Source organism: Alistipes ihumii AP11 (genome assembly GCF_025144665.1).
Lineage (GTDB): Bacteria > Bacteroidota > Bacteroidia > Bacteroidales > Rikenellaceae > Alistipes_A > Alistipes_A ihumii.
In genome coordinates this window covers 1902686-1917204 of record NZ_CP102294.1, presented here as the reverse complement: position 1 = coordinate 1917204, position 14519 = coordinate 1902686, and the positions used below count along the sequence as shown (strand labels likewise).

The window sequence follows — 14519 nt, the reverse complement described above, 5'->3', positions numbered from 1 at the left end:
AGCCTGTTGGATCGGAAATCGAGCAACAGACCGATCCCGGCCCGGTCTGTCATAGCCACGCTTCACCCGCTGCCCGTCCCCGCACCGGCAAGCTTCCGGCCTTCGTCTCCGGCCTCCATCCGAAAGCGGTCCGCCTCGGCGCGACTCCCGTTCGCCGCGACCGTTCTGCCGATTTTCCCGTACAATTCCGCCAGCGAGCGGAGCGATACCGACAGAGAACGGATATGGTTACGCCGCTCATGTCTGTCCGCGCACAGCGCACGCAGCACTTCGACCGATTTCCGGTAGCACGTTTCGGCAGCGGGATAGTCGTGAAGGCAAAACTCGTATAGCCGGCCGAGACTCCTGAGACACTGAGCCGTTCCGGGCCGATACCGGTGTTCGTCCTCGCCGTCGAACTCCGCGCGCGTTTCCAGCGCCGCCGAGTACATGCGTTCCGCCTCGCCGAAACGTTCCATGTCGACATACAGGTTGCCCAGCCTCCACTGGGCGACCGATACGTCCTCGGCATAAATCAGCCAATACCTGCGGGCCAAAGCCCGGTACGCCTCCAGTATGCGAAGCCGCATCCGCTCGCAACGTTCCAGACGACCGGTCCGGCTGTACAGGGCATCAAGCTCTTTCAGCACCCCGATCCGGGCGATACTCGTCCGTTCGGAACCGGCGCAGCGGTCGTACGCCTCGAGCGCTCCGAGCAGCATCCGCTCGGTCCGGCGACCGTCGCCCCAGCGGTCCCGGAACATCCGGGCCAAATCCAGCCGGGACCGAGCCAGCCTCGGCAGGCAGGACGGCCGCTCGGCAGACAGCCGGGCGTACATGGCGACAAGCCGCCCGGCGTTTTTCATCTGTTTTCGGGAAAACATCCTCCGGGGAATTTCCCCGCCCGATTCATTTCGTTCCATAATCGTCGATAAAATATGAAAACAAAGGTCAGGGAGCGTCGCCTTTTCGGGCGACGCTCCCTGACATATCTATCCCGCAGCCGGGCGAACGCTTCGCGCGACCGGCGAGTCCGGCCGCCGGAGCAACAGCGCTCCCGTCCGGTCCCGTTTCTTTCTGCGCCCGCTACTTCCGCGCGGCTTCCGGCCCTATTCCCGAACGACCTTCTCCGTACTTTCGGGAACGAAAATCAGCGCGAACATGTTGTCGGCCTGGGCCTGAGTCCAATACAGAGTCTCCAGCGTCGGCATCGGATCGGCCCACAGCATGGTCAGGTCCGGGCATTTCGTTATGTCGAGCTCGGTCAGCCGGTTCTCCATGCATTGCAGGATTCCGAGGCGCGGATTCCCGGACAGATCGAGCTCGCCGAGCTCGTTGTACTGTACATGCAACTCTCTCAGCTCGGTCAGGGCGGAAAGGTCCAGTTTGGAAATCCTGTTGTGATTGCAGTTCAGCGAGGTCAGTTTCGTATTGGCGGAGAGACTCAGTTCCTCCAGATCGTTGTAGTGGCATCCCAAGACGGTCAGTTCCCCGTTGGCGCTCAAATCCAACGCCTCGATCTTGTTGTCGTAGCAATAGAGCTTCCGTAACGAAGCGAACGCCTCGATGCCTTTCAGCGAAACGATCTCCATCGAGGGAACCGACAGCGAATCCACGGAGGAGACCTCGCTATCCGTTATCATGCCGTTCCGGTCCGCATCGAAATGCTCGACGCAGAACTGCCGGAACGCCTCGTCCTCGAACACGACGACGGACTGGTTGTCTTTCGTCTGCGCCTTCTGCCGCACGACAATCACGATTTCGTCCTCGCCGCAGACAATGCGGATTTCGGCCGCGCGGTCGGAACCCGTCTCGTTGGCCCGGAGCGTGATCTGTAAGGTGTACTGGCCCGCGCCACCCTCGTAGGCGCTCAGGGTCAGCCAGTCGACCTCGCCCGAGGAGGCCTTGGCCTGTACCTCGGACACCTCGGCATACCATGCCTCGGCCGCCTCGAACGCAATGCCCTGTCCGCCGTTCACGGAGGTTTCGTCGGCGTAAATGGTCTGATCGCCGGAGCCTCCGGTCAGGACGATACTCGACGGGGCTCCGTCGTCCCCCTTATCGCAGGCCCACCACGTGCAGGCCGACAGCAAAATAATCAACAGTTTTTTCATTTCGTCGTTTTATTTGGATTGTCTTTTATCGAATTCGCTGATCTCGATCACGCGGCGCGTCATGCGCGGATGAGACGAGAAAATCTTGTGCACGAAACCCATCAGCCCGGGAATCTCGCGCTCCTGCTCGGCAAACCGCTCGATGTCGATCCGATCGGCCAGACTCTGGCATCCCAAGGCCACGGCAATCAGGCTGTTCTGCGCGGCCCGGCCGTCACCGACGAGCGCATATCCGATCCGGTCGGCCGTCAGTTCGCAGGCCCGACCGTAAGCCGCGCCCAGAAACGGAATGATCCGCCCGGGAAGAATCGCCAGATTGCGGAAGAAGGCCGTATGTCCCGCCGCATGGTGCGCCAGCTCGTGGCCTATGATCATCGCCAGCTCGTCCGTGCGGCCGCGCCGGAGCATCAGATCGACCAGATCGGACTTGAGAATGACGTATTTCTTCGACAGCATCTTGACAGCGAAGGCATTGACCGAACCATTGCCGTTCTCGACGAATACCAAGGGGATCCGGCTCAGCCCGAGCTCGCGGGAAAAATCCCTGACGATCCGGTCGATCTCGGGAAACTGCTTTTCATTGACTTGAATGCTGTTGCCGAACACGACGGCCTTGAAATACTGGCTCGAAAGCCACGAAACGAACAGACCGATCAAAATCAGCGGCAGGCAGAATACGAGAGCGGCCAGAACGCCGACGAGGCAGAGCAGCCAAACGACAACGCTGACCACCATCATGAAAGTGTAGTAGTTCTTCTCCTTCTCATGCCGGAGAACGTGCACATTTTTCATACGACTCGATTTTTAAACGGTTAGAATTTGTTACGGTAATCGGCTCGTCAGAACCTGAAATTCACGTAGGCCCTCAGTCCCGAGGTCTTGAGCTTGGGCGTATCGTAAGGCTCCTCGGCATATCCGTAGTCGCCGTACTCGTCTTCGCCGCCGCCGAACTCTTTGTAGCGGCATTTGCCCCAGCGCTTCTCGATGCCCAGACCTATCACGCCGTAAGAGACGCTCAGCCCCGTTACGAAAAAGGAGGCGTAGTTGCCCCGGAAAGCGTCTCCGTCGTAAAGTCCTGCGAAAGAAGGCGCAAAACGAAAATAGAGATGCGCCTGCAGCTTGCGCAACGGACGAACGGTCACGGACGGCCCGACCTGCATGCCGATCTCGGCCTGGTGAGCGGTCAGTTTCTCGATTTCGGTTCCGTAACCGTCGTCGTAAGTCTCCTCGCGGGAGTAGTTGGCATAGCTCAGGTCGATCCACGTAGCGTCGATGCCGAAGCGAATCATTCCTGCGACGGGCTTCTTGTGCAGGTAGTAGCTGCGTCCGGTAGTGAACGCTGCGCCGAAACGGGATTTGAGCTTCTCGCCCTCGCCGAAATCCAGTTTCTGCGAAACGAAGCTCAGGTTGACATACTTGGGCCGCCATGCCTCGGGTTCCTGAGCCGAAGCGGCGACGCTCGTCAGCAGCCAGGCTGCCGCGATTAGCCATGTTTTGCTCATCATAGTAAGATTGGGTTTAAAAATTCATAAGACGATCCGGCACGTAAAATAGGAGAAGGGGGGACATGCGCCGGACAGAAAAGCGACAGGCGGCGCCCGCGGATCGTACCGGAACGATCATTAAAATAAACTGTGGCCGCAAACTCCCGTAGGCCGGTTGGATTAAACAAAGAAAGTGTGGAGTTTTTTGCTTATCCGTTAGGAGGCTCTGGCAAACCCCGAGTCAAATAAACAATACCCCACACTTGCCAGTATGTATTTGCAAATACATGACCGAACAAGCGATGAGTGCGATTGCCATCCTTGACTCGTTGAAATTTACCAGATTTCCTAACAAGGATAAAAGCTAAGACACTTTCATCATCCGTATGTAGTCTCCGAAGAGACGCTACAAATATAGAAAATACTTCGCTAATCGCCGCACTCAGAGTGGGGTATTGTTCTAATTTGCTTCACGGCCGGCGACACGGCGGCAGCAGCTCGGCCGCCCGAAGGCGGCACGTCCGGCAGGCCGCGACCTGCGCCCGATAGAGCGATCTTTCCCTGTTCTCCATGCTTTCGAACGTATCGATCGCGCTGTCGCACAGCAAAAGGATCCGCCCAAGCGCCCAAAGGCGATCGCGGGAGTCGAAATTTTCGATTTGGCTCAGCATGAAGAGGGCATAGCGACCTCGCTCGAGGGCCTTCGCCTCGACCGAGCGGATACGTCGCAGAGAAAGTTCGTGAAAACGGCAGACCTCGAAAAGGGTTTGCCCGTACACGGCCACACGGCCGCCTGCGGCAGAAGCCGCCAGCAGATAGACTCTGCCTTCGGTTTCGATCAAATGATTCATTTTCGTTTCGAATGGATTGTAAGTTAAACATCGAATGGGAACGGGCCGGCCCCGGAGGCTCCGGCCCGGAAAAACAACAACATGTCAAAGAACCGCCGGGCACAGCACACCCGTCACGGGGGACCTGCCCTTCTTCAGCTTGTTGTTTTTCCGATGCTTAACTATCCGAAACTCACGATGTTCGAATATCAGACAATCGCTGGCGAATCATTTTTCTCATTTTTAAACCGTTCCGCTTAAGACAATAAGAACTCTTCCATCGCGCACGGCCCGCTCGGGGCATACGTCCGGAAGGTATGTTATACTCGTCTTGTAAAGGGATTGTGCGGCAAATATACATCTTTTTTCCGTGCCGGCAAAAAAAACGTGCGACAGGCCGGAAAAAATGCCGCTTTATCCGGAGAGTCCCGGCCCGACCGATCATTTCCATAGCTCGCCCGACCAGTCCCGGACTATTTCCTGTCCGGCTTTTACCGACGGCGCGACGGCTTCTGTACGGGCGGCTCTGGCAAAAGCTCCCGGTCCGTCGATCGAAAGTTTTCGGACCGGCTTCCGCTGTCCGGCTATCGATTTTGTAATCATTCCGTTCGAACCGCATGGCATATTTTTGGCATTCTCAAAAAAGGCTATATCTTTGTAGTCCTAATCCGTAACGAGGATTTCCTCGCAGTGAAAAGGCAAGAATCCGCGACGGAAACGGCAAAATGCCAACCCATACAAACACCTGAATATAAACGCATTAAATATGCGAAAGGGGTGGTTTGTATCCTTATCTCAACATAAAATATTAGAGGCGCCGGTCCGTATCCGGCGCAATCCAGTTCCAAAGCGCCGGACAACCTTCCGGCCGGCAGACGGTTCGAAAACGACGAGATTCCGATGAGCAATGCGAACAGGTTCTGGTACGTACTCCAAACCTCCTTTCACAGGGAATTGCAGATACAGTTGCAACTCAACCGAATGCGTATCCGCAGTTTCATTCCGATGCACTACGAGGAGACGACGGAGTCCGGACGGCGCAGAATCCGTCGGAAGCCCGCCGTCCATAACCTGATCTTCGTGCGAATCTCGCCGGCGTGGCTTCAGAAAATCAAGACGGCCAAGCTGATCCCGGCCAAGTGCATGTACGACAAGACGACCCAAATGCCTCTGATCGTTCCTGACAAGCAGATGGACGACTTCATCGCGCTGACCGAAGGCAAGTTCGAAGACGTTCTGCTGATCGACCCCAGTACGGAAGAGCTGGAACGGGGCGACATGGTCCGGATCACCTCCGGTATGTTCGCCGGGATCGAGGGCGAATACATCCGCTACCGGTCCAAGAACCGGGTCGTCGTCCGGATCGAAGGCTTCGCGGCCGTCGCGACGGCCGAAGTGCCCGAGGCTTACATCGAGAAAATATCTGCCGAAGCACATCCGGTCGGGTCGTCCGCTTAGACCGCACGGCTGGTTTTACCTGCAGTTATCCGTCAAAACGAGACATATTATTTAAAGGGGAGGACCCGTCCGTCCGCTCCATGAAAACGAAAGGCGGTCCTGTTTACTCAGCTCCTGACGCGACCGATCCGGAATAGCATGCCGTGCGGACTCGCCCGTCCGGACCGGATTGGTTTGTGTCCGAGGTCCTGCGCAGGTTGTCCGGACACAGTAACCGTTTTTACTTAATCATCCTATGAAAGGTATCGTATTGGCCGGGGGGTCGGGGACGCGTCTGTACCCGATCACCAAGGGGGTTTCCAAGCAGTTGCTGCCGATCTACGACAAGCCGATGATCTACTATCCGCTGTCGGTTCTGATGCTGGCCGGAATCCGGGACATTCTGGTGATCTCCACGCCGTGGGATCTGTCCTCGTTCCGGCGGCTGCTCGGAGACGGGTCCGACTACGGGGTCCGTCTCTCCTATGCCGAGCAGCCGTCTCCCGACGGGCTCGCGCAGGCGTTTCTGATCGGAGAGGAGTTCATCGGGGACGAGGCCGTATGCCTCGTGCTGGGCGACAACATCTTTCAGGGGGTGGGCTTTCCCGCTCAGCTGCGGGAGGCCGTCGGCACGGCCGAGCGGGAGGGCAAGGCGACCGTTTTCGGATACAGGGTAGACGATCCCCAGCGATACGGCGTAGCCGAGTTCGACGAGCAGGGGACATGCCTCTCGATCGAGGAGAAGCCCGAATATCCTAAATCGAACTATGCCGTAGTGGGACTGTACTTCTACCCGAACAGGGTGGTCTCCGTGGCCAAATCGATCGAGCCCTCCGCCCGCGGGGAGCTGGAGATCACCTCGGTGAACCAGCGGTTTCTCGCCGACGGAGAGCTCAAGGTGCAGACCCTCGGACGAGGCTTCGCCTGGCTCGACACCGGAACGCACGATTCGCTCTCGGAGGCGTCGATCTTCGTCGAGGTGCTCGAGAAGCGGCAGGGGGTCAAGATCGCCTGTCTGGAGGAGATCGCCTATCGCAACGGGTGGATATCCGAAGAGAAACTGCGGGAGGCGGCCGAACCCATGCTCAAAAACCAGTACGGACAATACCTGCTCAAAGTGATCAAAGAGATTGACCGCAACAGATTTTGAAAAGAGGGACACGAATAGCTCAATGTCGTTAGCATCACTTCGCAAGAGACCCGTCCATATGACTCGGAAGTACTCACAAGATCAATACCAGCCGATGTCACATACCCTGTAATATTCATCCAGATCGAAGACAATATACAGAAAGCAGCACACATAGTGTTCTTTTTCTTTCTCTTTAGGAAGCATTCATGCGGTAAGTTTACACCTAAACCCATTTATGAAAGTACTATCCACAGCTCTTGCCGAAGTTGTCATTTTGGAGCCTACGTTGTTTAATGATGCCCGGGGATATTTTTTCGAGAGTTATTTGCAACGGGATTTTGACATGAAAGTTCGTCCCATACACTTCATTCAGGATAATGAATCAAGATCTTCATACGGCGTATTGAGGGGATTGCATTTCCAAATTCCTCCGCATGCACAGTCGAAACTGGTACGGGTAATTGATGGTGCAGTATTAGACGTAGCGGTAGATATCCGTCGGGGATCCCCGACCTTCGGGCTATATGTTGCCGTCGAACTGAGTGCCCAGAACCATCGTCAATTGTTCATCCCCCGGGGTTTTGCACATGGATTCTCTGTGTTGACGGACAAAGCGATTGTCCAGTATAAGTGCGATAATTATTATGCACCTCAGAGCGAAGGGGCTATTGCATGGAACGATCCCGATCTGAATATTGACTGGTGTATTCCACAGGGCCAAGAAATTATCTCGGAAAAAGATCGCCACCGCCCCCTTTTGTCCGAAACAAAAGCATTATTCGATTACAAGGAAAATCTTTACCAAGAATGAATATACTGGTTACGGGTGCTAATGGACAGTTGGGGCAGGAAATGCGGCAAGTGTCGACAAGCAGTACGGACCGTTATATTTTTACCGATGTAGCGGAGTTGGATATTACCGATGCTATAACGGTAAAACGAATGGTGCGGGAAAACAACATCAAAGTGATCGTCAACTGTGCTGCATATACAGATGTAGATCGAGCAGAAGACGATGTTTGTATGGCGGAATTGCTGAATGCGACTGCCGTCCGTTATCTTGCCGAGGCTCTCAAAGCAAACGACGGGATATTAATACATGTTTCGACAGATTATGTTTTTGGGAGTACGCAGCAGAATACTCCTTATAAAGAGGATCACCCCGTCAATCCGACGGGAGTTTACGGCCTTACTAAACTGCATGGGGAGCAGACCATCGCCAATGTCGACTGCCATCATATCATTATTCGTACAGCATGGCTCTATTCAGAATTCGGGAAAAACTTCGTCAAGACCATGTTGCAGCTAACAGCCCAGAAGCCCCATGTCAAAGTAGTTTTCGACCAGGTGGGAACTCCCACTTATGCTTATGATTTAGCTGCAACGATCTTCAACATCGTAGAAAATCGCCAATATGAGGGTAAAGACGGTATTTACCACTTTTCCAACGAAGGAGTCTGTTCTTGGTTTGACTTCGCAAAAATGATTGTCAAATATGCGGGGCGTACAGCGTGCGACATCTGGCCGTGTCACAGCTCAGAATTTTCTTCGAAAGTCCACCGGCCGAGTTACTCTGTATTAGACAAAACGAAAATCAAGGAGGCTTTTGGTATTCAAATTCCTTATTGGACGGAATCATTACAAACCTGTATTGAACAACTGAAAAATAAGGTATGACCTTCCAACGCAATTTACTCGTCACCGGCGGAGCCGGTTTTATCGGCAGCCATGTAGTACGGCTGCTGGTCAACAAATATCCCCAATGCCGAATCGTCAACCTCGACAAACTGACTTATGCCGGGAACCTCGCAAACCTGGCGGACATCGAGAACGCGCCGAACTACACCTTCGTAAAGGCGGACATCTGCGACTTCGAGAAGATGCTGGAAACCTTCCGGGCATACCGAATTGACGGGGTCATACACCTCGCAGCGGAAAGCCATGTCGACCGGTCGATCAAGGATCCTTTCACCTTCGCACGGACAAATGTAATGGGAACCCTCTCCCTGCTCCAGGCGGCAAAAGAGTTCTGGAACGGAGATTACCATGGAAAGCGATTTTACCACATATCCACCGACGAAGTCTACGGGGCACTCGAGCTCACAAAACCCCACGGTGAACCCGACGGAAACGAATGCGGAGGCGGACCCTACGGCGAGGAGTTCTTCACCGAAACGACAAAATACGACCCGCACAGCCCGTATTCGGCCAGCAAAGCCTCTTCGGACCATTTCGTCAGGGCATTCCACGACACGTACGGAATGCCCACCCTCGTCACCAACTGCTCGAACAACTACGGGCCGTTCCAGTTCCCCGAAAAACTGATCCCGCTGTTCATCAACAACATCCGGCACAACAAGCCCCTGCCCGTATACGGTAAAGGTGAAAACGTACGCGACTGGCTGTATGTCGAGGACCACGCAAGGGCCATAGACCTCATTTTCCACGAAGGTAAAACTGCCGGTACATACAACATCGGAGGCTTCAACGAATGGAAGAACATAGACCTGATAAAAGTGATCGTCAAGACCGTAGATCGACTGCTGGGCAGGCCGGAAGGCGCGAGCGAAAAACTGATTACCTATGTCGCTGACCGAGCCGGGCACGACCTGCGCTATGCGATCGACTCCACGAAGCTCAAAGAGGAATTGGGCTGGGAACCGACCCTCCAGTTCGAAGAAGGCATCGAAAAAACCGTCCGCTGGTATCTCCATAACCAAAAATGGATCGATAACGTGACCTCGGGGGAGTATGCAAAATACTACGAGGAGATGTATCAGAATCGATATAGATATCGTCTTTGAAAAAAGTAATTTCCGGTGCATTTTTTACTGCAATTGGCAAGTATTCCGGGATTCTCGTTTCTGTATCAGTGTAGGCTATTCTTGCTCGATTATTGGTTCCGGCTGATTTCGAAACGATAGCATTAAGTATTTGCCAATTTTTTACACTGGTAAGTGATTTCGGTCTTGCTGCTGCCATTATTCAAGATAAAACATCGAATGACAGAGATTATGATGATATTTTCTCTTTTACGGTGAGGGATTGTTGTTGATCTTGATTTTATATTTCCTGTCCCTCGTTCTTGCTACGTGTGTTGGAAGTGAAGATATGATCATTTGCTATCGGCCACTTTGCATTCAGTTATTTTTGGAAAACAATCAATCTTGTTCCTAATGCGCTTTTGTTGAAGAACAAAAGGTTTAAATTTATCACTATATGAACGATCGTCGTGTAATTATTCTGCAGAATTATCACTAGTGTGATCGCCTATAGGGGAGGGAAATATTTTCTCTTCTGTTGATTTATATATTTTCTGCAATCATTCTTTTTTGTGTCAGTTATTTTCAATACTCACGAACAAACGGGAAATAAGGTAACAATTTAGCAACGGTTCTATTTTTCGTTCAGCGCTTCGATTTTTACCGTATCAAATAACTTACATAAAGACAGTTGAATGATTTGGGGAAAGCATATGAAATTTTGTTTTTCAGGCCTTCGGGATTGTATCCGATTTTCTCTCGTCCCCCTTCTTCGATATCGTATCTCTGCGGTCAACACGACCGTTACTCTTAGTCCGTATAACTCACCTTCCACTCGGTAACGATTAGCACAAGGATAGTGAATATAAAATAATAGCCAACGCAGCAGAGCTGAAGCGCGTTAGACACTCCAGCCTCTGTTTGGCACATTCAGTCCGTTGACTAATGGGAAAATATCGTCGTTTGGGCAAGAACACTCTGCTTATGTTCTTGGGTAACATAGGGAGCAAATCGCTCTCCTTCCTCATGCTGCCCTTCTACACCTCATTCCTCTCCGTGGCAGACTACGGCACGGTGGATCTCATACAGGTGTACGTGCAGCTATTAGTCGGCCTATGTACCTGCACGCTCACCGAGGCCATCTTCGTGTTTCCCAAAGGGCAGACGTTTGCCTTGCAGCAGACTTACTTCACCTCCGGGCTACTTTTCTCCGCCGGTACCCTCGCCCTCACCGGCGTGCTGTTCGCCGTGGTGGTTCTTGCGCTGCGGGCGGTCTCCTACGAGGGCATATTCACAGAATACAACCTCTGCATCTTCCTCATGCTGTGCGCCACTTTCTTCCAGAGCTACACCCAGCAGTTCGCCCGCAGCATAGAAAGGGTAAACGTCTACGTCTTCTCAGGGGTGGTCCTCACCCTGACCATCGTGCTCACCTCGCTGGTCACTCTGCCCCTGTGGGGGCTTCATGGCTACATCTACTCCATCATTGTCTCTTACTTCGCGGCCGCCCTCTACTCCGTGGCGGCTGCCCGGGAACACACCTATTTCTCCCTTGCCCGGTTGTCGTGGCCAAAATTGAGAGAGATGCTGCGCTACTCCATCCCGATGATGCCCAACGGTATCATGTGGTGGGTGTCCAGCACTATGAACCGTCCCATTCTGGAGCACTATTCGGGGATAGAGGCCATAGGCATCTTTGCTGTGGCCAACAAGTTCCCATTGCTCATAAGCATGTTGTACACCGTCTTCACCTACTCATGGCAGATTTCCGTCCTCGAAGAATTCGGAAAGCCGGGCTACCGGGAGTTTTATAACAAGGTGTTCCGCGTGCAATTCCTTGTCTTTGTACTGTTCGTGCTGGGCATCACGTTCCTCAGCCGCCCGCTCATCGGGTTGATGACTACGGCGGACTATCATGAGGCGTGGCAATACGTGCCGGTGCTGTCACTGTCCGTCGTCTTCTCCAACTTGGCAGGCTTTGCGGGCACCAACTTCGCGGCCACGAAGGAGAGCCGCCACTACTTTACTACCAGCTTCTGGGGCGGCCTGCTGTGCCTCGCGCTGAACTTCCTGTTAATACCCCGCTGGGGACTCTGGGGAGCGACATCCGCCATACTCGCCTCTTACGTCCTGACCTTCCTGCTGAGGGCAAAGGTAACGTGGAAATACAGCCCCATAGCGCGATGGGGGCTTTACCTGCAGGTGCTGTCACTGGTCTGCCTGTATATTCTTGTCTACGAAGTCATCCCCTGCCTCTGGCTCAACTCCTTGCTCCTGCTATGTGTGCTTGGAGCCGTCGCCCTGCTAAACAGGGACTGCTGGGGTGACCTCACACACCTGTGCAAATTGTTAAAACGGAAATAAATACCAGATGAAGAAAGTATCCCTTCTCACCATCCACTTCGGCGCTAACTTCGGTTCCAACCTACAAACCATAGCGACAGTGGAGATGCTGAAGAGGCACGGCTGCAAGACGCGGGTGGTGGATTACATCCCCGCCCGCTACACTTGGAAGCGGTTCTTCCGGCGTGGCCTGCGATCTGCCACGTCCGTCCTCAAGCTGCCCCTGCTGCTCTTTGTGGAGGCGGCCAATCGGTACATCTACCACTCGTTCCTGTCGCGCCACGTCACCTTCTCCCGGCCCATCCACGCAGAGGACGACTTCGCCGCCGTCTGCCCCAAGGCAGATGTCTACGTCACCGGCTCCGACCAAGTATGGAACAGCCTGCACAACGAGGGGTTGGACAGGCATTACTATTTCGACGGCTTCCCCGACGGCACACGGAAGATAGCCTACGCTGCCTCTATCGGGCGGGAGAGACTAGAGGCGGACGAATACGCGGAGGTGAAGCGGATGTTGGGCAGCTATAAGGCTATCTCCGTGCGCGAGACAAGTGCCAAGCGGTTGATAGAAGGCATGGGCTACGAGGCGGCGCACCTACTCGATCCCACCTTCATGCTCACTTCGGACGACTGGCTGCGGTACATGTCCGCCCGCCTCGTGAAGGAGCCTTACCTCCTTGTCTATCTGCCCTATAATGTACACAATAAGACATTGATATACCGTACTATACGGCGTATTTCTGAAAGGAGACGGCTGAAGGTGGTTTCCTTCTCTTGGCATCTGTTGCCCGACCGTTTGGCCGACCGGACGTTCTACTTCTCCAGTCCTGGCGACTTCCTCTCTCTGATGGGCCACGCCGACTACGTGGTGACCAACTCGTTTCACGGCACGGCCTTTTCCGTCAACCTGAACAGGCAATTCTCCGTTTACCTGCCCTCCGGGTTCGGCACGCGCATTGCCAGTCTGCTGGAACTGTGCGGTCTGGAAGGCCGCCTGCTGGGTGCCGATGAGATCATATCGGACAGCAAGGCGGACGTGGCCATAGACTACGCCCCGGTGAACGCCGTACTGGAGACGGAACGCCGGAAGGCACACACCTTTCTGGAACAGGCATTAAACGACTGATCCATGTACTTCAAGACACTTGATAAAGCAGAATGCTGCGGATGCACAGCTTGCTTCGCCGCCTGCCCCAAGCGGTGCATCACCATGCGATCCGACGAGGAAGGCTTCCTCTACCCCGAGATAGACAAGGCGGCCTGCATAGAGTGCGGGCTGTGCGAAAGGGTGTGCCCCTTCGACCGTCCGACTTACGCCAATACCCCCGCGCCGCAGGTGTACGCCTCCTACGTGAAAGACGAAAACCAGCAGGTGCAGAGCTCCAGCGGCGGACTGTTCTACGCTGTCAGCCGTTGGGTTATCGGGCAGGGAGGCATCGTGTACGGGGCGGCCTTCGACGAACTTTTCCGGCTGCGCCACACGGGGGCGGAGACCTTAGAGGAACTCCGTCCGCTGCGCGGTTCCAAATACCTGCAAAGCGACCTGCGCGGCACTTTCCGAGAGATACGCGCCCACCTAAAGGCAGGCCGCTGGGTCTACTTCACGGGCACGGGTTGCCAAGTGGCAGGTCTGAGAGCCTTCCTGCAGCAGGAGTACGCTACGCTGGTGACCTCCGATTTGGTGTGCCATGGTACCCCCTCGCAGCAGCTGTTCGACTGGCATCTGGACTATCTGAGGCAGAAAGAGCAGGGAGAAATAACCTCCTACTCATTCCGAGATATGGGAGGGTGGGGGATTTGCGAGACGTACAATTACGTCTCGCAAACCCGGCACAAGAGCGGTGTGCGCCGCTTGTACAGTTACGACCTCAGCCCCTACTTCTACCAGTTCATGCGGGCGTTCGGCTACCGATACAGTTGCTATCACTGCCCGTTCGCACGGATCCCCCGTCAGGGCGACATCACGCTGGCCGACTATTGGGGAGTGAAGAGGTACTTTCCGAACATGGATACGGACAAGGGCGTGTCGCTCGTGTTGCTGAACAGCCCGCAAGGAGCTGCCGTGTGGCAGGAGGTGGAAAATACCCTGCATAGCTGCCCCTCGTGCGTGGAGCACGCTGTCGCCGAGAACGGCAATCTGCTGCGCCCTACCCGGATGCCCGCCATCCGCCCCCACTGCTATGACATGATACACCGCCGGGGATACAGAAGCGTGGCTCGGAAGGAGTTCCGCCCACCCCACTACTATCTGACAAGGCTGCGGGTATTCCTTGCACAAACCAAGCTGGGGGCGTTGCTCAAGTGGGTGAAACGGAGACAGGGAAGGTAAAAAAGATTCATACATTATATACACAGAAATTTGTAGTCATAGATTAGACTTTCTGCCCTCGGTGGGGAAGTTAGCCCCGAGACTGCAAGAAAACCAATCCTATCATACA

14 protein-coding genes are annotated in these 14519 nt (G+C 54.4%); 9 read left to right on the top strand and 5 right to left on the bottom strand.

What is annotated here, in order from left to right; translation table 11 throughout:
- Positions 1–62: 62 nt before the first annotated feature.
- The 5 genes from NQ491_RS07780 to NQ491_RS07760 all read right to left on the bottom strand — a co-directional run bounded on the left by NQ491_RS07780 (position 63) and on the right by NQ491_RS07760 (position 4428).
- Complete coding sequence (locus NQ491_RS07780) at positions 63–845, bottom strand: tetratricopeptide repeat protein (protein WP_157365680.1); 783 nt, start codon at positions 843–845, stop codon at positions 63–65.
- Positions 846–1088: 243 nt separating this feature from the next.
- Complete coding sequence (locus tag NQ491_RS07775) at positions 1089–2093, bottom strand: BACON domain-containing protein (RefSeq protein WP_019246747.1); 1005 nt, start codon at positions 2091–2093, stop codon at positions 1089–1091.
- Between the two features lie 9 nt (positions 2094–2102).
- Positions 2103–2885, bottom strand: coding sequence for a M48 family metallopeptidase (locus NQ491_RS07770; RefSeq protein WP_019246748.1), 783 nt, complete (start codon positions 2883–2885; stop codon positions 2103–2105).
- Between the two features lie 47 nt (positions 2886–2932).
- Entirely contained in the window at positions 2933–3598 is a 666-nt protein-coding gene (locus tag NQ491_RS07765; RefSeq protein ID WP_019246749.1) for a hypothetical protein, read from the bottom strand.
- A 449-nt stretch (positions 3599–4047) separates the two neighbouring features.
- Complete coding sequence (locus NQ491_RS07760; protein ID WP_019246750.1) at positions 4048–4428, bottom strand: hypothetical protein; 381 nt, start codon at positions 4426–4428, stop codon at positions 4048–4050.
- An 879-nt stretch (positions 4429–5307) separates the two neighbouring features.
- On the opposite strand from NQ491_RS07760, the gene NQ491_RS07755 reads away from it, so the two are divergent.
- The 9 genes from NQ491_RS07755 (at position 5308) to NQ491_RS07720 (ending at position 14410) form a co-directional block, all read left to right on the top strand.
- Positions 5308–5865: a UpxY family transcription antiterminator gene (locus tag NQ491_RS07755; RefSeq protein ID WP_019246752.1), complete on the top strand. Its 558-nt coding sequence runs from the start codon at positions 5308–5310 to the stop codon at positions 5863–5865.
- Between the two features lie 235 nt (positions 5866–6100).
- On the top strand, positions 6101–6994 hold the full coding sequence (gene rfbA, locus NQ491_RS07750) for a glucose-1-phosphate thymidylyltransferase RfbA (protein ID WP_019246753.1): 894 nt from the start codon (positions 6101–6103) through the stop codon (positions 6992–6994).
- 217 nt (positions 6995–7211) lie between these two features.
- Positions 7212–7787 carry a dTDP-4-dehydrorhamnose 3,5-epimerase gene (rfbC, locus tag NQ491_RS07745; RefSeq protein WP_019246754.1) on the top strand — a complete coding sequence of 192 codons (576 nt, stop codon included), beginning with the start codon at positions 7212–7214 and terminating at the stop codon, positions 7785–7787.
- Entirely contained in the window at positions 7784–8653 is an 870-nt protein-coding gene (gene rfbD / locus NQ491_RS07740) for a dTDP-4-dehydrorhamnose reductase (RefSeq protein ID WP_019246755.1), read from the top strand. Before rfbC ends, rfbD begins: the two co-directional genes overlap by 4 nt.
- Positions 8650–9780, top strand: a complete 1131-nt coding sequence (gene rfbB / locus NQ491_RS07735) for a dTDP-glucose 4,6-dehydratase (protein WP_019246756.1) — start codon at positions 8650–8652, stop codon at positions 9778–9780. The genes rfbD and rfbB overlap by 4 nt, the downstream gene beginning before the upstream one ends.
- Positions 9781–9872: 92 nt before the next feature.
- Positions 9873–10031, top strand: coding sequence for an oligosaccharide flippase family protein (locus tag NQ491_RS11290; RefSeq protein ID WP_157365681.1), 159 nt, complete (start codon positions 9873–9875; stop codon positions 10029–10031).
- Positions 10032–10701: 670 nt separating this feature from the next.
- Positions 10702–12102, top strand: coding sequence for a lipopolysaccharide biosynthesis protein (locus NQ491_RS07730; protein ID WP_187119337.1), 1401 nt, complete (start codon positions 10702–10704; stop codon positions 12100–12102).
- 7 nt (positions 12103–12109) lie between these two features.
- On the top strand, positions 12110–13207 hold the full coding sequence (locus NQ491_RS07725) for a polysaccharide pyruvyl transferase family protein (RefSeq protein WP_019246759.1): 1098 nt from the start codon (positions 12110–12112) through the stop codon (positions 13205–13207).
- Between the two features lie 3 nt (positions 13208–13210).
- Entirely contained in the window at positions 13211–14410 is a 1200-nt protein-coding gene (locus tag NQ491_RS07720) for a Coenzyme F420 hydrogenase/dehydrogenase, beta subunit C-terminal domain (protein WP_019246760.1), read from the top strand.
- Positions 14411–14519 lie beyond the last annotated feature (109 nt).